We start from the raw sequence: 19,725 nt of genomic DNA on the forward strand, positions 1-19,725 counted from the left end.
CCGGGGTCGGAAATGCCTCGGCGGCTTAGTCCAAGAGTGAATTCGAATCGGGCATTTTAGCACGCGCCCCCGCCCGCGCCTGTGACAGCAGCGCGACGGCGGCAACGCATCCGAAGCCCGCCGCAGCGCCCTCTGACGGTACACATTGGGCAGACCCGCGTGCAACCTGCGCGGTACAATCGCGGCGTGAACGCGCATTGGGCGCGAACCCGCCGTCATCGTCGAACATGAGCCGTTTTCCGTCCTTTTCAAGGCCGCCGTCCAAGCAGTTCAACGCGCGCCGCCCGCAGCCCGTCGCCGAAGTGCTCAATCGCACCGACGCGTTCGCGGCCCTGCGCGCGGGCGTCGAACAGATTGCCGCGCTCGAAAAGGATCTGCGGGAGTTGCTCCCCGATTATCTGGCAACCAGCGTCGAACCGAGCTTCATCAAGGAAGGCGTGCTGGCCCTGTTTGCCGGACACAACGCGCTGGCGGCGCGCCTGCGGCATATGGAACCGCGGCTGTTGGCGGATCTGCAGCAGCGCGGCTGGCCGGTCAATGCGCTGAGAATTCGCGTGCGGCCGCAGCCTGCCAGGGAACCGCCGCCAGTCAAGCAGGCGCGCATGACGCCGGCTGGCGCGGACGCCTTGCACGCGCTTTCAGAATCGCTCGCGCCGTCGCCGTTGCAGGAGGCGCTGGCGAAAATGGCCGCGCGGCATCGGAGAAATCGCTGATCAAAAAATAAGCGGCCCATCTGGGCCGCTTATTTTTTGATCGATTCGCTTCGGAATATTCATCCGAAGCTGTGACGACGTCACGCAAATGCCGTCTGCGTTTCGTATGCAAAACCGCGAGGCGCCTTTTGCGTGTCGTCGAAGGTGACGATTTCGTACGCATCTTCATGGGCCAGCAGTTCGCGCAGCAGCGCGTTGTTCAGGCCGTGGCCCGACTTGTACGCCGTGTACGACGCCAGCAACGGATGGCCTACCACGTACAGATCGCCGATCGCGTCGAGCATCTTGTGCTTGACGAATTCGTCGTCATAACGCAGGCCGTCGTTATTCAGAATGCGGTACTCGTCCAGCACGATCGCGTTATCCATGCTGCCGCCGCGTGCCAAACCCAGTTCACGCATCATTTCTACTTCATGCGCGAAGCCGAACGTGCGCGCACGGGCAATTTCCCGCACGTACGACGTATTGGCAAAGTCCACTTCCAGCGCCTGACCGGTTTTATCGACAGCCGGGTGACGGAAATCGATCGTGAATTTCAGCTTGAAACCGAAATACGGGTCGAGCCGCGCGAACTTGTCGCCGTCGCGAATTTCGACCGGCTTGGTGACCTTAATGAATTTCTTGGCCGCGTTCTGCTCTTCAATACCGGCCGATTGAATCAGAAACACGAAGGACCCTGCGCTACCGTCCATGATCGGGATTTCTTCGGCGGTGACATCGACATACAGATTGTCGATGCCGAGACCCGCGCACGCGGACATCAAATGCTCGACCGTCGACACCCGCGCGCCGTCTTTCTGCAACACAGAAGCCAGACGCGTGTCGCCAATCGCCATTGCCGACGCGGGAATATCCACCGGTGTGGGCAAATCCACGCGCGAAAACACGATGCCCGTGTCCGGCGCCGCCGGGCGGAGCGTCAGGTCGACTTTGCGGCCGGAGTGCAAGCCGATGCCGACTGTCTTGACGATTGATTTGATAGTGCGCTGCTTCAACATGGTGATCTTCTATTCGATTGAAAATCCCAATCGGGACTTTTTATTCCATAGCACGAATTATACTCCAATACCCTAAGGGGCGTATTTGCGCGGAACGTATCAATCTGTTTCGCTGCATTACTCGATGGGCACTCGTCAGGGAAAGCGTGACGGGCCGATGTCCGGAACGGAGGCGTTCCCGGTCATCGGCCCGCGTAACGGTCTGTCACAAAAGCGTCTTATTGTCCGTTGCCCTGCTACAACGCGCTTACCGTGCAAACTCAGGGCAAAGGCTGCAGACGCATAGCAACTAGCTCAACGTAGCGAGGATACTCCCTGCATCGCTGACTTCGAATTTGCCGGCAGCCTCGACGTTCAACGTCTTGACCACGCCGTCGTCGACCACCATCGCGTAGCGCTGGGAACGGATCCCCATGCCGCGCGCCGACAAATCCTGCTCAAGACCGAGCGCCTTCGTGAAAGCCGCACTGCCGTCCGCCATCATGCGCACCTTGCCCGAGGCGTGCTGATCGCGTCCCCACGCGCCCATTACGAACGCGTCGTTGACGGACACGCACCAGATCTCGTCGACGCCAAGAGCGCGCAACTGCTCGGCGTGCTCGACGTAACCCGGCACATGTTTGGCCGAACAGGTCGGCGTGAACGCGCCCGGCAATCCGAAGATCACCACGCGCTTGCCCGCCGTCTGCTCGCGCACGTCGAAGCTGTTAGGCCCGATCGTGCAGCCCGCCCGCGCGTCTTCGACGAACTCGAAGAGCGTCGCGTCGGGTAGCCTTTCACCTGTCTGAATCATGCTCAGTCCTTTGCATCGATGCAAACCACGCTCGCCCGTTGTCGTGTCGCAGTGAAATGCAGCGTTGTCCGATTGAAGACCCCGCCATCCGGCGACAGTCGCCCATTCCGCTTCGCGACTCCGAAGAGGGCACCTGTCCTTGCCGCGAATCTGACGATACGCGGCCTGTTCGCCGTTCACCCGCCACGCTCGTGCATTCGTCTGCCGGCGCTGAAACGCAGCGCCGCAGCGAAAGCCTGCTCGTGCGCTCAGTCCGCCTGCTTGCGCAGGAACGCCGGAATGTCGTACGTATCGACGCCCTTTTCCTGCAGCGCCTGCACGTGCGAAGCCGCCGTATCGCGCGACGTGCGCCACACAGCCGGCGTATCCAGCGCGCCGTAATCGGCCGTGCTGGCGTGCGACGGTGTGTACGCTGCGTGTTGCATCGTGCTGATCGGCTGGTTGTCCGTGCCGGTGCGCAGCAGCGTCATCGGTGCCGATTGCTGCTTCTTCGCCGCACGGCCCAGACCCGTTGCCACGACCGTCACGCGCAGCGCGTCGCCCATTGCATCGTCGTACACCGCGCCGAAGATCACCGTAGCGTCTTCCGCAGCGTAGCTCTTGATGGTGTTCATCACTTCGCGCGTTTCCGACAGACGCAGCGAACGGCTCGACGTGATGTTGACCAGCACGCCACGCGCGCCCGACAGATCCACACCTTCCAGCAGCGGGCTGGCCACAGCCTGCTCAGCGGCCAGACGCGCGCGATCGACGCCGGCAACCGTCGCCGTGCCCATCATCGCCTTACCTTGCTCGCCCATCACCGTCTTCACGTCTTCGAAGTCGACGTTCACCAGACCGTCGACGTTGATGATTTCTGCGATGCCCGCAACTGCGTTGTTCAGAACGTCGTCGGCGCACTGGAAGCACTTGTCCATCTCGGCGTCATCGCCCATCACCTCGAACAGCTTGTCGTTCAGAACGACGATCAGCGAGTCGACGTGATCCTCCAGTTGCTGCGAACCAGCTTCTGCAACGCGCATCCGCTTGCCGCCTTCGAATTCGAACGGCTTGCTGACCACGCCAACGGTCAAGATACCCATTTCCTTGGCGATCTGCGCGACCACGGGCGCGGCGCCCGTGCCCGTGCCGCCGCCCATGCCGGCGGTGATGAACACCATGTGCGCGCCGAGCAGTGCGTCGGCAATGCGCTCACGTGCTTCTTCTGCTGCCGCGCGGCCCATTTCCGGCTTGGCACCCGCGCCAAGACCCGTATTGCCGAGCTGGATCACCGCAGTTGCGCGCGAACGCGACAGTGCCTGGGCGTCCGTGTTCATCACGATGAAATCGACGCCTTGCACGCCTTTGTTGATCATGTGCTGAACGGCATTGCCGCCAGCGCCACCTACTCCGACCACCTTGATGATGGTGCCGTTCGTTTCGGTTTCCAGCATCTGGAATTCCATGTTGCCTCCGTCAAGATAAAAAATTGCAGCCACTCGGCCGTTATTCGGCAGGAGATCGGGCAACCCCCTGTCGCGCGCCAGCCGCCGGCACCGGCGCGTGTTTACGTGAAACCGTTCAAAAGCGAATTCGTTAGAAGTTGCCGAGGAACCAGTCTTTCATTCGCGTGAAGACCTGACCCATCGACCCCGACTGCACCGCGACCTTGCGGCCGCGCATCCGTTGCGAGCGCCCTTCGACGAGCAGGCCCATCGCCGTCGAGTAACGCGGGTTACGCACCACGTCCGCGAGACCGCCCGCGTATTCCGGCACGCCGATGCGCACCGGCTTCAGGAAAATGTCCTCGCCGAGTTCGACCATGCCGAGCATCATCGACGCGCCGCCGGTCAGCACCACGCCGGAGCTCAGCAGTTCCTCGTAACCCGACTCGCGCACCACTTGGTGCACGAGTGAAAACAGTTCTTCGACACGCGGCTCGACCACCGCCGCCAGCGCCTGGCGCGACAGCGTGCGCGGACCGCGCTCGCCCAGCCCCGGCACTTCGATCATCTCGTCCGGATCGGCCAGCGCCTGCTTGGCAATGCCGTAATCGACCTTGATGTCTTCCGCATCCGGCGTCGGCGTACGCAAGGCCATCGCGATGTCGCTGGTGATCTGGTCGCCGGCGATCGGAATCACTGCCGTGTGGCGAATCGCGCCTTCGCTGAAAATCGCGATGTCCGTCGTGCCGCCGCCGATATCGACCAGCACCACGCCCAGTTCCTTTTCGTCTTCCGTCAGCACCGCCAGCGACGACGCCAGCGGCTGCAAGATCAGATCGTTCACTTCGAGCCCGCAACGGCGCACGCACTTGACGATGTTCTGCGCCGCACTCACCGCGCCGGTCACGATGTGCACCTTCACTTCCAGCCGGATGCCGCTCATGCCGATCGGCTCGCGCACGTCTTCCTGACCGTCGATAATGAATTCCTGCGTCAGGATATGCAGCACCTGCTGATCGGTCGGGATGTTGATCGCCTTGGCCGTTTCAATCACGCGCGCCACATCCGTCTGCGTGACTTCTTTCTCCTTGATCGCCACCATGCCGCTCGAATTGAAGCTGCGGATATGGCTGCCGGCGATCCCGGTAAATACGTTGGTAATCTTGCAGTCGGCCATCAGCTCGGCTTCTTCGAGCGCACGCTGAATGGACTGCACGGTGGCCTCGATGTTCACCACGACGCCTTTCTTGAGCCCCTTCGATTCGCTCTGGCCGAGTCCGATCACCTCGTAGTGACCTTCGCCTTTCAGTTCGGCGACAATGGCCACTACCTTCGACGTCCCAATGTCGAGGGCGACCAGCAGATCTTTATAGTCTTTACTCATAGCGTGCTCATTGCGTGTGATGTCCGTTTACTTCTTGCCCTTGTCGGGTTCGCTGATAAAGCGCATGCCTGCGGCACGAATCGCGAAACCGTTCGGATAGCGCAAGTCCGCATACTCGATGTCCTTTCCCCAACGTTGCGTCACCGCGTTCCACGCCGCGGTCAGGCGCTTGCTGCGATCGAGCAGCGTGTCCTGATTGCGTTCGCGCCCAAGTTCCACCTGCATGCCGTTCGACAGCTTCACCGTCCATGCGTAGCGCGGCGACAGTGTCACTTCGTCCGGCGTCGCGCCCAGCGGCGCAAACCACTTCCTGAAGTCGCGATAACGCGCGACAACTTCTTTTGCCGTGCCGTCCGGGCCGTCGAACGCGGGCAACTCTTCTTCGAGCTCGCCCTGGTTCGCGGTGAACAGCTCGCCGTCGACGCTGACCAGCTGATCGCTGCCCCACGTTCCCAGCGGTTTGTACTCTTCAAGCGTGACAGCTAGTGCATTCGGCCAGACGCGCCGCACGCTCGCGTGACGCACCCACGGCATCTGCTCGAACGCCTGCCGTGCGACGTCGAGATCCACCGTAAAAAAGTTACCCTTCAACCGCCCTACTACACCGGCGCGCACCGTCGGCGAATTGATGTGCTCGGTGTCGCCATCGATCTGGATTTCGCGCAGCGCGAAACTCGGGCGCTGGATCAGCCAGTAACCGCCCGCCGCCAGCAGCACGAGAACCAGCAACGCATGCAATGCATTGGAGGTGAGATTGAGCTGGCGAACGTTGTTCCACATGGTGTTGCTTTCGGGTTGTCCCGGTTAGTCCTTCAGCGTCAGCGCCAACACGCCGACAATCAGTTCCTGGTAGCTGATGCCCACCGCACGCGCCGCCTTCGGCGGCAGCGAGTGATCGGTCATCCCAGGCGCTGTGTTCACTTCGAGAAAATACGGGTTGCCCTGTGCATCGAGCATGAAATCCGCGCGGCCCCAATCGGTGCAGCCGAGGACGTCGAATGCGCGGCGCGCCAGCACTTTCAGACGCGCTTCCTCGTCTGATTCCAGGCCGCACGGAATCAGGTACTGCGTGTCGTTGGCGATGTACTTCGCGTGGTAGTCGTAGAACTCGCCGGCCGGCACGATGCGGATCACCGGCAGATCCAGATCGCCGGCGATGCACGCGGTGTATTCGCCACCGCCTTCAATACTCTTTTCGACCACGACAATCTTGTCGTACTTCACCGCTTCGATCAGCGCCGCCGGCAATGCGTCGGCATTTTTCACCTTGATCACGGCGACGCTCGAACCTTCGCTGGCCGGCTTCACGAACAGCGGCAAGCCGAGCTTCGCGACGATGTCTTTCGCGCGTGATTCGTAGTCGTCACCACGCAACACGGCTTCGAACGACGGTGTCGGAATACCGAGTTGCTGCCACACGAGCTTGGTGCGGAATTTGTCGAGACCGAGTGCCGAACCGAGCACGCCGCTCCCTGTGTAACGGATACCGTAGAAATCGAGCGCGCCCTGAATCTGGCCGTTTTCGCCGTAGCCGCCGTGCAGCGCGTTGAACGCGCGTACGAAGCCTTCATCCTTCAACGCGGAAAGCGGACGCTCGGCCGGATCGAACGGATGCGCGTCGATGCCGGCGTCGCGCAGACCTTGCAGCACGAGGCGGCCGGAATTGAGCGACACCTCGCGCTCGGCGGAATCGCCACCGAGCAGCACTGCCACTTTGCCGAATTGTTTTGGATCGATGCCGCTCATCTCATACCTTCGTTTCTTGCGCGAGGCGTCCCGGCACACCGCCGATCGAACCCGCGCCCATCGTGATCACCACATCGCCGTCGCGCACCACTGCTGAGAGCGCATCCGGCACTTCATCCACCGTATCGACGAACACCGGCTCAACCTTGCCCGCGACGCGCAGCGCGCGCGCCAAGGCACGGCCGTCAGCGGCGACGATCGGCGCTTCACCCGCTGAATAGACCTCGGTCAGCACAAGCGCGTCGACCGTCGACAGCACCTTCACAAAATCTTCGAAGCAATCGCGCGTGCGCGTGAAGCGGTGCGGCTGGAATGCCAGCACCAGACGCCGCCCCGGAAACGCACCGCGCGCCGCCGCCACCGTCGCCGCCATTTCGACCGGGTGATGGCCGTAGTCGTCGACCAGCGTGTACGCGCCGGCGGCCTTGCCTTCCGACACGACCGGCACTTCGCCATAGCGCTGAAAGCGCCGGCCCACGCCGTGGAAATCCGCCAGCGCTCGCTGGATATCGGCATCTTTCACTTCAAGTTCAGTCGCAATTGCGATCGCGGCCAAGGCATTCTGCACGTTGTGCTCGCCGGGCAGGTTCAGCACGATGTCGATCGGCGGCGCGTCTTCGCGCATTGCCGTGAAATGCATCTTGCCGCCGCGTGCTTCGACGTTGACCGCGCGCACCTGCGCATCCGGCGCGAAGCCGTAGCGGATGATCGGCTTCGACACGAACGGCAGGATCTCCTTCACGTTCGGATCGTCGACGCACAGCACCGCGATGCCGTAGAACGGCAAACGGTGCGTGAATTCAATGAACGCCTGCTTGAGCCGCGCGAAGTCGTGGCCATAGGTGTCCATGTGATCGGCGTCGATGTTCGTGATGACTTCGATTACCGGGAACAGATTCAGGAACGACGCATCCGACTCGTCCGCTTCGGCGACGATGAAGTCGCCCGTGCCCAGACGCGCATTCGCGCCCGCACTGATCAAGCGGCCGCCGATCACGAAAGTCGGATCGAGGCCGCCAGCCGCCAGCACGCTCGCCACCAGCGAGGTGGTGGTGGTCTTACCGTGCGTGCCGGCAATCGCGATGCCCTGCTTCAGGCGCATCAGTTCCGCGAGCATCACCGCGCGCGGCACGATCGGAATCCGGCGATGACGTGCCGCCAGCACTTCCGGGTTGTCGCTGCGCACTGCCGTCGAGACGACCACCGCATTCGCACCCTCGATGTTCTCCGCCGCGTGGCCGATAGCGATGCGCGCGCCGAGCGCGGCGAGGCGATCGGTGACCGGATTGCTCGTGAGATCCGAGCCGCTCACCTGATAGCCGAGATTGACCAGCACCTCTGCGATGCCGCTCATGCCGACACCGCCGATGCCGACAAAATGAATGTGTTTGACGATGTGTTTCATTGCTTTCCTTCCAGGCTCGGGCTCGGGGTCCAACCCGCCACGGTCGCGCAAATCTGTGCGACCTGTTCGGTGGCGTCGGGTTTCGCGAGCGAGCGCGAACGCTCCGCCATCTCCGCGAGAGTCTCTCGCGTCTGGCTGCGCAACCAGCTGGCGAGCTTATCCGCCGACAGATCGCGTTGCTGCACGACCAGCGCCCCGCCGCTGTCGGCGAGAAACGCTGCATTAGTTGTTTGGTGATCGTCTACTGCAAATGGGAACGGCACGAAAAACGCCGCCACTCCCACCGCTGAAATCTCCGACACCGTCATCGCGCCCGAACGGCAGATCACCAGATCGGCTTTCGCGTAGGCGCTCGTCATGTCGTCGATGAACGGCACGAGTTCCACGTCGGGATGCTCACCGTCAGCGGTTTGCAAACCCGCTGCCGCGTAGTTCTCACGCAGCGCTTCAATATGCTTCGCGCCCGCCTGATGCACGATGTGCGGACGTTCGTTCGGCGAGAGCAGCGCGACCGCGCGCGGCACCACTTCATTCAACGCCGCCGCGCCCAGACTGCCGCCTAAGACCAGTACATTCAGCGGACCGCTGCGCTGCGCGTAGCGTGCTTTGGGTGCAATTGCGCGTGCAAGTTCCGCGCGAATCGGGTTTCCGGTCCATTCGCCGTGCGGCAGCGCGTTCGGGAACGCAACCAGCACGCGTTTGGCGACTTTCGCGAGCACCTTGTTCGCCAGACCCGCAATCGAATTCTGTTCATGCAGCACCAGCGGCCGGCCGCTCAGCGCGGTCATCAGACCTGCGGGGAACGTGATGTAGCCGCCCATGCCGAGCACGACGTCCGGCTTCACGCGATGCAGCACGCTCAAGCTTTGCATGCAGGCGCGCAGCAGATTCAACGGCAGCATCAGCCTGGTTTTCATGCCTTTGCCGCGCAAACCGCCGAAGCGCACGTATTCCATCGGAATACCGTGCTTCGGCACCAGCGTCGCTTCCATGCCGGCCGGGTTGCCGAGCCAGACGACCTTCCAGCCCCACGCCTGCATCAGGTGCGCGACCGCGAGCCCCGGGAACACGTGCCCCCCGGTGCCGCCGGCCATCACCATCAGCGTGCGTTGCGGCAGAGCGGTCATACTTTGCCTCCGCGCATCAACACCCGATTCTCATAATCGACACGCATCAAAACGGCCACCGCGACGCAGTTCAGCACGATGCCCGAACCGCCGTAGCTGACGAGCGGCAACGTGAGACCTTTGGTCGGCAGCAAGCCGAGGTTCACGCCCATGTTGATGAAGGTCTGCGCGCCGAACCAGATGCCGACGCCCTTCGCCACCAATCCCGCAAACGTGCGGTCGAGCGCGAGCGCCTGACGGCCGATCTCGAACGAACGGCGCACGATCCAGTAGAACATCAGGATCACGACCAGCACGCCGACAAAACCGAGTTCCTCGCCGATCACCGCGAGGATGAAATCGGTATGCGCTTCCGGCAGATAGTTGAGCTTCTCGACACTGCCGCCGAGACCCACGCCGAACCACTCGCCGCGCCCGAAAGCGATCAGCGAGTGCGTCAATTGATAAGCCTTGCCCTGCGCGTAACGGTCGTCCCACGGATCGAGGTAAGCGAAGATCCGCTCGCGACGCCACGGCGACGCCCACACCAGCAAGCTGAACGTGCCCACCGCGGTCGCCACGAGACCACCGAACAGCTTGCCGTTCACGCCGCCGAGGAACAGCACGCCCATCGCGATTGCGGCGATCACCATGAACGCGCCCATGTCCGGCTCGAGCAGCAGCAACGCGCCGACGAGCCCCACCGCGACCGCCATCGGCAGAAAGCCCTTGGCGAAGCTGTGCATGTATTCCTGTTTGCGCACCGTGTAGTTCGCCGCGTAGATCGTCACGGCAAGCTTCATGATTTCCGACGGCTGCATGTTCGTGATGCCGAGCGGAATCCAGCGGCGCGCGCCGTTCACACCCTTGCCGACGTGCGGGATCAGCACGATCACCAGCGCGACCAGCGAAATCAGGAAGAGCTTCGGCGCGTACTTGTCCCACGTCGAGATCGGAATGCGGAACGACGCGACGCCAATCACCGAGCCCATCACCACGAAGACGATCTGGCGCACGAGGAACGCGTAGTCGCGATACGACGCGTACTTCGGCGAATCGGGCATCGCGATCGATGCCGAATACACCATCACGACACCAAGACCCAGCAACGCGACGACCACCCATACCAGCGAGTGATCGTAGTCGAGCATCCGCGAACGCAGCGGACGCACGCCGTTGACGGCGCTCGATAGACCGCTGCCGCCGGTGCGGCCAGACGCGCGGCCGGTGCTGCCTGCGTCGCCTTGACCGGCACGGGAGCCGGCGAGGCGCGAACCGAAACGTTCCGACCAGCTCATATCATCGTCCCCCGTTCGGCAGCGATGTCTTCCACCGTGCTGCGGAACACCGCCGCACGATGCGCGTAATCCTTGAACATGTCGAAGCTCGCGCAGGCCGGCGACAGCAGCACGGCGTCGCCCGGTTGCGCCAGCGCTGTAGCCGCACGCGTGGCTTCTTCGAGCGTCGCGTGATCGGTCAGCGCGATGCCGGTGTGTTCCAGCGCGGCGCGAATCTGCGGCGCATCCCGGCCGATCAGCATCACGGCGCGGCACCAGCGCATCACCGGCTCGGCGAGAGGATCGAAATCCTGACCCTTGCCGTCGCCGCCGGCGATCAGCACCGCGCGCTGCGCGAGGCCGTCGAGCGCGGCAACGGTCGCGCCGACGTTGGTGCCCTTGCTGTCGTCGACGTAATCGATGCCTTCGATCGATGCGATCAATTCGACCCGATGCGGCTCGCCGCGGTATTCGCGCAAGCCGTGCAGGAGCGGCGCGCCAGGCAGACCGATCGCGCGCGCCAACGCATACGCGGCCAGCGCGTTAGCGGCATTGTGCAGACCGCGAATACGTAAGGCGTCGGCGGGCATCAGGCGCTTGAGCGCGATGTCCGGCGCTGCGCTCACTTCATGCTTGCGTCGGCGCGTCGGCGCGGGCTCCTCGCTTGTGTCGCGATCGTGCGCCTCGACCAGCCAGACGATGCCGTTATCGCGCAGCAAACCGTAGTCGCCGTCGTTCTTCGGCTCGGTCACGCCAAACGTGATCATCGCCGCGTCGCCGCCCCCGGACGGCGCGAACGCCATCACGCGCGCGTCGTCGCGGTTCAGCACACGCACGGTTTGTGTACCGAAGATGCGGCCCTTCGCAGCAGCGTACGCATCGAGGCCGCCGTGCCAATCCAGGTGATCTTGCGTGATGTTCAGAACGACCGCTGCGTCCGGAGTAAACGTGTGCGCAGTTTCCAGCTGGAAGCTGGACAGTTCCAGAACCCACACGTCGGGCAATGCGGTGTTGTCGATCGCTTCGGTCAGCTTGTCCAGCGCGGCCGGACTGATGTTGCCCGCCACCGCGACCTTCTTGCCGGCGCGTTCGCACAGCAGGCCGGTCAGGCTCGTCGTCGTCGTCTTGCCGTTGGTGCCGGTGATCGCAATCACCTTCGGCGCGTAACCGCTTTCGCGGAGCGTCTTCAGTGCTTGCGAGAAGAACTCGAGTTCGCCCCACACGGGGATGTCCTGCTCACGTGCAGCGCTGATCAGCGGCAGCAGATCGGCGGCGAGCGGCGACAAACCCGGGCTGATCGCAACCAGTTCGACGCCGTCGAGCAGTACCGGCGAAAACGGGCCGCCGATGAACTCGGCATCGACGCCGCGCGCTTCCAGCGCGGACAGGTTCGGCGGCACCTCGCGCGTATCGGCCACACGAAGCCGACAGCCGTGCCGCGCACACCAGCGCGCCATCGCGAGACCGGATTCACCGAGTCCCAGCACGAGCACCATCGGCTTTTGCCGATCCCGAAACTTCTCGCCAAACATCGCTTGCTTCCCTTTAATCCTGCAACTTCTTAACGCAACTTGAGCGTGGACAAACCGAACAGACACAACATCAGCGTGATGATCCAGAAACGCACGACCACCTGCGTTTCCTTCCAGCCCGACAATTCAAAATGGTGATGCAGCGGCGCCATCTTGAAGAGCCGCCGCCCTTCGCCGAAGCGGCGCTTGGTGAACTTGAACCACGTAACCTGCAACATCACGGAGAGCGTCTCCGCGACGAAAATGCCGCCCATGATGAACAGCACGATTTCCTGACGCACGATCACCGCGACGGTGCCGAGCGCGCCGCCCAGCGCCAGCGCGCCGACGTCGCCCATGAACATCTGCGCAGGGTGCGTGTTGAACCACAGAAACGCGAGCCCCGCCCCGCCCATCGCCGAACAGAAAATCAGCAGTTCGCCGGCGCCGGCGATATGCGGAAACAGCAGGTACTTCGAGTAGACCGAGCTGCCCATCACATACGCGAACACCCCGAGCGACGCGCCGACCAGCACGACCGGCATGATCACGAGGCCGTCGAGACCGTCGGTGAGATTGACCGCGTTGCTTGCGCCGACGATCACCAGATACGTCAGGACGATGAAGCCCCACACGCCGAGCGGATAGCTGATCGATTTGACGAACGGCAGCATCAGGTCGGCACTCGCCGGCAAGCCCATCGACAAGCCGCTGCGCACCCATGCCATGAACAGGTCGAACACGCGCACATTGCTGGCTTCGGACACGCTGAACGCCAGATAAACCGCGGCGAACAAGCCGATCACCGATTGCCAGAAGTACTTTTCGCGCGACGACATACCACGCGGGTCCTTGTAGACCACCTTGCGGTAATCGTCGACCCAGCCGATCACGCCGAAGCCGAATGTGACAAGCATCACGATCCAGATGAAACGGTTGGTCAGATCGGCCCACAGCAGCGTCGCCACTGCGATACCCAGCAAAATCAGCACGCCGCCCATCGTCGGCGTACCGGATTTGACGAGGTGCGTTTGCGGACCGTCTTTGCGAACGGCCTGGCCGACCTTCATCGCGGTCAGCTTGCGGATCACCCACGGGCCGCAGACGAGCCCGATCAGCAGCGCGGTGATGGTTGCCATCACCGCACGGAAAGTCAGATAACTGAACACGCGCAAGAAGCTTGCGTCATTCTGCAGCCATTGCGCCAGCGCCAGTAGCATGCTTCGGTCCTTCTATTTCAATGTGCAGCGGGCGCATTGCCCGCTGCGTTGGGTTGTGGACTCGTTACGGCGTCCACCACGCGCTCCATTTGCATGAAGCGCGAGCCTTTCACGAGAAGCGTTGCAGCGGGACCGAAACCGGCCTGCTGCAATTGCGCGACCAGCGTGCCGACATCGGCGACGTGATGCGCGCCCGCGCCATACGCGGCGCAGGCGTCGCGCGAGGCGTCGCCCAGTGCGTACAGCGCGTCGATACCGCGTTCTTTCGCGTATGCACCGATTTCGCGGTGAAACGCCGGACCGTTGTCGCCAACCTCGCCCATGTCGCCCATCACCAGCACGCGCGGCGACGCTTGCGACGCGAGCACGTCGATCGCGGCGCGCATCGAGTCGGGATTCGCGTTGTAGGTGTCGTCGATCACGGTTGCGCCGGCGAGCGTGCCGAGCGCCGCGCGCTTGACCTGCAAACGGCCTTTCACCGCGCCGAACGATTCGAGGCCGCGTTTGATCGCGTCGAGCGAAACGCCTGCGGCGAGCGCGGCTGCGGTCGCGGCCAACGCGTTGTGGGCGTTGTGGTTGCCGAGCACTTGCAGCGTGAGAACGAGGTGGCCTTCCGGCGTGTCGATGCTCAGAACGTTGCCTGCGAACGTGCCTGTTACGGCAGCTTCGGTGACGCGCTCATCGGAATTCAAAGCGAAGTCGACGATCCGGTTGCCGGTCGCCGCAACGCGCCAGATGCTTGCGTATGCGTCGTCAGCCGGGAACACGGCGACGCCTTCAGGGGACAGCGCGTGAATCACGCTCGCATGTTCGAGCGCGACCGCTTCGACGGTCGCCATGAATTCCTGATGCTCGCGCTGCGCGTTGTTCACTACCGCGACGGTGGGCTCGGCGATCTTCGCCAGCAACGACGTTTCACCCGGATGGTTCATACCGAGTTCGACCACCGCCAGGCGATGCGCGGCGTGCAGACGGAACAGCGTCAGCGGCAAGCCAATGTCGTTGTTGAAATTGCCCGCGGTCGCGAGGCGAGCATCCGCGCCCACCGCAGCAGCGAAGATCGACGCGATCATTTCCTTGACCGTGGTCTTGCCGTTGCTGCCCGTCACCGCGACGAGCGGCATGCTGACCTTGCGACGCCAGCCGCGTGCAAGGGCGCCCAATGCGACGCGCGTATCGGCCACACGCAAGGCGGGCACGCGCCAGTCGTCGGGAACCCGCGTGACCAACGCGGCCGTGACGTTGCGCAAGGCCACTTCCGGCAGGAAGTCGTGCGCGTCGAAACGCTCACCCTTGATCGCGACGAACAGATCGCCCGGACCGGCGCTGCGGCTATCGGTCGAGACGCGCTCGAATGTGACGGCGTCGTCACCGAGTACGGTAGCGCCAGGGATCAGCGCGGCGGCTTCGCGCAGCGAGAACATCGTCATTCGCCACCTCCGCGTGCGTGCGTAGCCCGCGCGGCGAGCGCGAGGCGCGCGTGGTCCTGATCGGAGAAAGCGCGTTTCTTACCCATGATTTCCTGTGTTGCTTCGTGCCCCTTGCCGGCCAGCACGATGACGTCTTCGCGCGCGGCGCCGCGGATCGCCTGCAGGATCGCGCTCGCGCGGTCCTCGATGCAGCGCGCCTTCGACGCGTCTTTCATGCCGGCGGCAATCTGTTCGATGATCGCGTGCGGATCTTCGCTGCGCGGGTTGTCGCTGGTCACGACGACGCCGTCAGCGAGCTTCTCGGCAATCGCGCCCATCAGCGGACGCTTGGTCGCGTCGCGGTCGCCGCCGCAGCCGAACATGCAGATGAGTTCGCCGCCCCGTGCTGCCGCCATCGGGCGCAATGCTTCGAGAGTCTTTTCCAGCGCGTCTGGCGTGTGCGCGTAATCGATCACGACGAGCGGTTCGTCGTTCTGCAAGCGGCCGCCCAGACGCTGCATGCGGCCGTTCACCGGCTCGAGCTTCGCCAGCTCGGCGAGCGCTGCTTCGAACGGCACCTCGGCGGCGAGCAGCGCGCCGAGCACGCCGAGCAGATTGCTGACGTTGAACGCGCCGAGCGTTTGCACTTCGACTTCGGCGTTGCCCCAATCGGATGTAGTCAGATGAAACGCCGTGCCGGTGGCCGTGGCGCGGACGTTCGATGCGAGCAGCAACGCGTCGGCGTGCGGCACGTCCTGCAGCGTGTCGTCGAGCCCGTACGCGATCGTGCGCGCATGGCCTTGCGTGCTGGCGAGCAGGCGCCGGCCGGCTGCATCGTCGCGGTTGATCACCGCGGCACGCAGCTCCGGCCACGCGAACAGGTGCGCCTTTGCGGCTTCGTAGGCGTCGAACGTGCCGTGATAGTCGAGGTGGTCTTGCGTGAGATTCGTGAACACGGCGATGTCGAACGCGGTGCCGTTCGCACGGCCTTGATGCAACGCATGCGACGACACTTCCATCGCTACTGCCTGAGCACCCGTGTCGCGCAACTGCGCGAGACTGCGCTGAAGTTGCGGCGCGTCGGGCGTCGTGAAGCCGGTGTGGACGAGTTGGCCCGGCAGACCGGTGCCGAGCGTGCCGATGATCGCGCAACGCGTGCCGAGCGCGGTCAGCGCCGCGGAGATCCATTGACTGCACGAGGTCTTGCCGTTGGTGCCGGTGACGCCGACGACCAGCATCGCGTCGCTCGGATCGTTATACCAGGCGCTCGCGATCGAGCCTGCCAGCTCGTTCAGCACCGGTACGGCCAATGTCGTAGACGGATCGATCGTGCCGCCGAAACCTTCCGGCTGAACCAGCACCGCTGCCGCGCCACGCTCGATCGCGCCGTCGATGAACGGGCGGTTGTCCGCTCCGTCGACTGCGTACGCGAAAAACGCGTCGCCCGCGGCAAGCGAGCGCGTGTCGGCGTGCAGATGTGCGCCTGGCTGCACGCGCGCGTGCAGCCAGGTCAATGCGTCGGCAATCTGCCGGTGCGCTGGATGTTGCTTACGCAGCGCGCTCATCGCACCACTCCGGGATGGCTTTTTGCGTTGGCGGAGATCGTCATTTTCTTCGCGCCATCGCTGGTGGAGAGTTTTTTCACCGTTGCGGCTGCGGGCGGTGCGCCCGGCGCAGCAGGCGCCGAATCGTTCGACACCACCATCTGCTTGACCGGCATATCCGGCGGCACATTCAGCGAACGCAGCGTATCGCCGACGATCGCCGAAAACACCGGACCCGACACCTGACCGCCGAAGTGGCTGCCCGCCGTCGGTTCGTCGACCGACACTGCCACGACGATGCGCGGATTCGGCATCGGCGCCATGCCGACGAACGATGCACGGTACTTAGAGTGGTCGTAGCCGTGAGCGCCGTGCTTGTAGGCGGTACCGCTCTTGCCGCCGACGCGGTAGCCCGGCACGGCCGCATCCGGCGACGTGCCGCCCGGCGCCGTCACGGTTTCGAGCATCGCGCGCACTTCGCGGGCGGTGGTCGGCGCGAAGATTTGCGGCCCCGTCGCCGGCTGATCGCCAGGCGTGCGGAAAATCGACACCGGCATGATCTCGCCGTCATGCGCGATCGCGGTGTACGCGCGGCCCAATTGGAACAGCGACACCGACAGGCCGTAGCCGTACGACATGGTCGCCTGCTCGATACGGCGCCAGCTCTTCCACGGACGCAGACGGCCCGCCGCCGCGCCTGGGAAGCCGACCTTCGGCGCCTGGCCGAGACCGATGCTGGTATACATGTTCCACATCTCTTCGGGCTTAAGCTGCATGGCGATCTTCGTCGCGCCGATGTTGCTCGACTTCTGGATCACACCGCCCACCGTCAGCACGCCGAACGCGCTGTCGTCAGTGATCGGCGCGCCGTCGAGCACAAAGCGGCCCGGCCCCGTATCTACCAGTGTAGTCGGCGTCACGCGGTGCAGATCGAGCGCGAGCGACACCGTGAAAGGCTTCATGATCGAGCCAGGCTCGAACGTATCAGTCAGGATGCGGTTGCGCAGCTGATCGCCGGTCAGGTGCGAACGGTCGTTCGGGTTGTACGTCGGGTAATTGACGAGCGCCAGCACTTCGCCGGTGCGCACGTCGATCACCATCGCGGCACCGGCTTTCGCCTTGAATTTCTCGACGGCCGCTTTCAGGTTCGTGTACGCGATGTACTGGATCTTGCTGTCGATCGACAGATCGACGTCCTGACCGTTGTGCGGCACGACCTGTTCGTCCACATCTTCGATGATGTGGCCCATCCGGTCCTTGATCACGCGGCGGCTGCCCGACATGCCGGCCAGCAGCTTCTGGTCGCCGAGTTCGACGCCCTCCTGGCCTTCGTCTTCGACGTTCGTGAAGCCGATCAGGTGAGCCGTGATCTCGCCTTCCGGATAGAAACGCTTGTACTCGTCGCGTGCGTAAATGCCGGGAATGTCGAGCGCGGTGACCTGCGCGGCGACGTCGACCGGCACCTGGCGCTTCACGTAGACAAAGGTCTTGTCTTCCGACAGCTTGGCACGCAGTTCCTTATTGGTCATGCCGAGCAGCTTGCCGAGCGCGGTCAGCTTGTCGGCGCCGAGATCGTCCGGCACCGATTCGGGAATCGCCCAGATGGCGCGTACCGGCAGACTCGTGGCGAGCACGAGACCGTTACGGTCGAGAATCTTGCCGCGCGTGGCCGGCAGTTCGAGCCGGCGCTGATAGCGGATTTCACCCTGCTTCAGATAGAACGCGTTGCCCGGTCCCTGAATCCAGAAGGCGCGAGCGGCCAACGCGACGAACGCCATGAACAGCAGGAAGACGACGAGTTTCGAGCGCCACATCGGCAGGCGCACCGACAGGATCGGATTCGCCGAGAAGGGCACGCTCTTGCGAGCCGACGATTTTTTCATCGCGCGCCTCCGCGACGGGTCGTGAGCGGTGCCGACGCCGGACCGGAGGTCGCGATCGGCGCGTCTTCAGCCTTGACTGCGCCCGGATCGAGCGTCAGGTATTGGGTGCGACCGGTGCTCACCGCCTGCATTTTCAGCGAGGCCGTGGCGATCTGCTCGATGCGCGAGGTCTTCGACAGCGCGCTCTGCTGATATTGAAGCTGCGAATAGTCCTGCTGCAACTGGCGCTCCTGAGATTGAGCCCGCTGCAACTGGATGAAGATCTGACGCTGCTGATTGGTGGCGTTGACAACCGACAAGGCGCACCCCATCACGATCATCAGCAGGAAGATATTGAGGCGATTCATGGTGCGATCCGCTCCGCCACACGCATCACGGCAGAACGGGCGCGCGGGTTCGCGGCGACTTCAGCGTCGCTTGCGAACACGCGGCCGATGATTTTGAGCGGGGGGCTCGGCAAATCGACTGCGCGAATCGGCAGACGGCGATCGACCGCAGGCGTACTGGCGTGCGCCTGCATGAATCGTTTGACGATCCGGTCCTCGAGCGAATGAAAGCTGATGACCACCAGCCGCCCCCCTTGCTCCAGCAACGACAATGCTGCTTCTAAAACGACTTGCAACTCCGCAAGCTCTTGATTGATGTGAATCCGTATAGCCTGAAAGGTGCGGGTTGCCGGATCCTTGCCCTTCTCACGGGTTTTGACGACGTTAGCCACGATTTGGGCAAGCTCGCCCGTGCTGACGAGAGGCCCAAGATGGTCGGACTCTGCCCGGCGAGCAACAAGCGCCTTTGCAATCTGAAAAGCAAACCGTTCTTCCCCATAATCTCGTATCACCTCCGTCAGTTCCTGCACCGTGGCCCGCGCCAGCCAGTCGGCAGCAGACTCGCCGCGCGTCGGGTCCATCCGCATGTCGAGCGGGCCGTCGGCGCGGAAGCTGAAGCCCCGCCCCGGATCGTCGACTTGCGGCGACGACACGCCCAGATCCAATAAAACGCCCGATACACGCCCTATCCCGCGCTCCGCAATTGCGTCACGCAGTGAAGCAAAACTCTCGTGCACGATGCTGAAGCGCGAATCGGCAATCTGCTGAGCCGTGGCGATGGCGAGCGGATCTTTGTCGAACGCGATCAGACGCCCGGCTTCCCCCAACCTCTCCAACACCAGCCGGCTATGACCGCCGCGCCCGAACGTGCCGTCCACATAAACGCCGTCCGCGCGTGTGACCAGCGCATTGACCGCTTCTTCCAGCAGCACCGTGCGATGCTGCAATTCGTTTCCCATCGCAGGTGCCATATATGTATGCCGCGA

The 19,725-nt window shown here is 63.5% G+C and carries 17 protein-coding genes; 1 reads left to right on the top strand and 16 read right to left on the bottom strand.

What is annotated here, in order from left to right; genetic code table 11:
- The first annotated feature begins 227 nt into the window (after positions 1-227).
- Positions 228-713, top strand: coding sequence for a DciA family protein (locus SB772_RS16485; RefSeq protein WP_410834293.1), 486 nt, complete (start codon positions 228-230; stop codon positions 711-713).
- A gap of 80 nt (positions 714-793) precedes the next feature.
- Here SB772_RS16485 and lpxC read toward each other — a convergent pair whose 3' ends face one another.
- The 16 genes from lpxC to rsmH all read right to left on the bottom strand — a co-directional run bounded on the left by lpxC (position 794) and on the right by rsmH (position 19,710).
- Positions 794-1,711, bottom strand: coding sequence for a UDP-3-O-acyl-N-acetylglucosamine deacetylase (gene lpxC / locus SB772_RS16490; RefSeq protein WP_085487919.1), 918 nt, complete (start codon positions 1,709-1,711; stop codon positions 794-796).
- A 289-nt stretch (positions 1,712-2,000) separates the two neighbouring features.
- Entirely contained in the window at positions 2,001-2,504 is a 504-nt protein-coding gene (locus tag SB772_RS16495) for a peroxiredoxin (RefSeq protein ID WP_410834294.1), read from the bottom strand.
- Positions 2,505-2,752: 248 nt separating this feature from the next.
- Positions 2,753-3,949, bottom strand: coding sequence for a cell division protein FtsZ (gene ftsZ, locus SB772_RS16500; RefSeq protein WP_410834295.1), 1,197 nt, complete (start codon positions 3,947-3,949; stop codon positions 2,753-2,755).
- A 130-nt stretch (positions 3,950-4,079) separates the two neighbouring features.
- Positions 4,080-5,312: a cell division protein FtsA gene (gene ftsA, locus SB772_RS16505; protein WP_410834296.1), complete on the bottom strand. Its 1,233-nt coding sequence runs from the start codon at positions 5,310-5,312 to the stop codon at positions 4,080-4,082.
- A 27-nt stretch (positions 5,313-5,339) separates the two neighbouring features.
- Complete coding sequence (locus tag SB772_RS16510) at positions 5,340-6,092, bottom strand: cell division protein FtsQ/DivIB (RefSeq protein ID WP_410834297.1); 753 nt, start codon at positions 6,090-6,092, stop codon at positions 5,340-5,342.
- 24 nt (positions 6,093-6,116) lie between these two features.
- Positions 6,117-7,058 (bottom strand): D-alanine--D-alanine ligase, encoded by a 942-nt coding sequence (locus SB772_RS16515; RefSeq protein WP_410834298.1) that lies wholly within the window; start codon positions 7,056-7,058, stop codon positions 6,117-6,119.
- A 1-nt stretch (position 7,059) separates the two neighbouring features.
- Positions 7,060-8,463 (bottom strand): UDP-N-acetylmuramate--L-alanine ligase, encoded by a 1,404-nt coding sequence (murC, locus tag SB772_RS16520; protein WP_410834299.1) that lies wholly within the window; start codon positions 8,461-8,463, stop codon positions 7,060-7,062.
- Entirely contained in the window at positions 8,460-9,590 is a 1,131-nt protein-coding gene (gene murG / locus SB772_RS16525; RefSeq protein ID WP_410834300.1) for an undecaprenyldiphospho-muramoylpentapeptide beta-N-acetylglucosaminyltransferase, read from the bottom strand. Before murG ends, murC begins: the two co-directional genes overlap by 4 nt.
- Positions 9,587-10,867 (bottom strand): putative lipid II flippase FtsW, encoded by a 1,281-nt coding sequence (ftsW, locus tag SB772_RS16530; protein WP_410834301.1) that lies wholly within the window; start codon positions 10,865-10,867, stop codon positions 9,587-9,589. Before ftsW ends, murG begins: the two co-directional genes overlap by 4 nt.
- Positions 10,864-12,378: a UDP-N-acetylmuramoyl-L-alanine--D-glutamate ligase gene (murD, locus tag SB772_RS16535; protein WP_410834302.1), complete on the bottom strand. Its 1,515-nt coding sequence runs from the start codon at positions 12,376-12,378 to the stop codon at positions 10,864-10,866. Before murD ends, ftsW begins: the two co-directional genes overlap by 4 nt.
- 29 nt (positions 12,379-12,407) lie before the next feature.
- On the bottom strand, positions 12,408-13,577 hold the full coding sequence (gene mraY, locus SB772_RS16540) for a phospho-N-acetylmuramoyl-pentapeptide-transferase (RefSeq protein ID WP_410834303.1): 1,170 nt from the start codon (positions 13,575-13,577) through the stop codon (positions 12,408-12,410).
- 17 nt (positions 13,578-13,594) lie between these two features.
- Positions 13,595-15,007: a UDP-N-acetylmuramoyl-tripeptide--D-alanyl-D-alanine ligase gene (locus tag SB772_RS16545; RefSeq protein WP_410834304.1), complete on the bottom strand. Its 1,413-nt coding sequence runs from the start codon at positions 15,005-15,007 to the stop codon at positions 13,595-13,597.
- Positions 15,004-16,551, bottom strand: a complete 1,548-nt coding sequence (locus SB772_RS16550; RefSeq protein ID WP_410834305.1) for a UDP-N-acetylmuramoyl-L-alanyl-D-glutamate--2,6-diaminopimelate ligase — start codon at positions 16,549-16,551, stop codon at positions 15,004-15,006. The genes SB772_RS16545 and SB772_RS16550 overlap by 4 nt, the downstream gene beginning before the upstream one ends.
- Positions 16,548-18,413, bottom strand: coding sequence for a peptidoglycan D,D-transpeptidase FtsI family protein (locus tag SB772_RS16555; RefSeq protein WP_410834306.1), 1,866 nt, complete (start codon positions 18,411-18,413; stop codon positions 16,548-16,550). The genes SB772_RS16550 and SB772_RS16555 overlap by 4 nt, the downstream gene beginning before the upstream one ends.
- On the bottom strand, positions 18,410-18,760 hold the full coding sequence (gene ftsL, locus SB772_RS16560; RefSeq protein WP_410834307.1) for a cell division protein FtsL: 351 nt from the start codon (positions 18,758-18,760) through the stop codon (positions 18,410-18,412). Before ftsL ends, SB772_RS16555 begins: the two co-directional genes overlap by 4 nt.
- Complete coding sequence (gene rsmH, locus SB772_RS16565) at positions 18,757-19,710, bottom strand: 16S rRNA (cytosine(1402)-N(4))-methyltransferase RsmH (RefSeq protein WP_410834308.1); 954 nt, start codon at positions 19,708-19,710, stop codon at positions 18,757-18,759. The genes ftsL and rsmH overlap by 4 nt, the downstream gene beginning before the upstream one ends.
- Between the last annotated feature and the right edge of the window lie 15 nt (positions 19,711-19,725).

Source organism: Paraburkholderia sp. SIMBA_030 (genome assembly GCF_046535245.1).
In the GTDB taxonomy this organism is placed as follows: Bacteria; Pseudomonadota; Gammaproteobacteria; order Burkholderiales; family Burkholderiaceae; genus Paraburkholderia.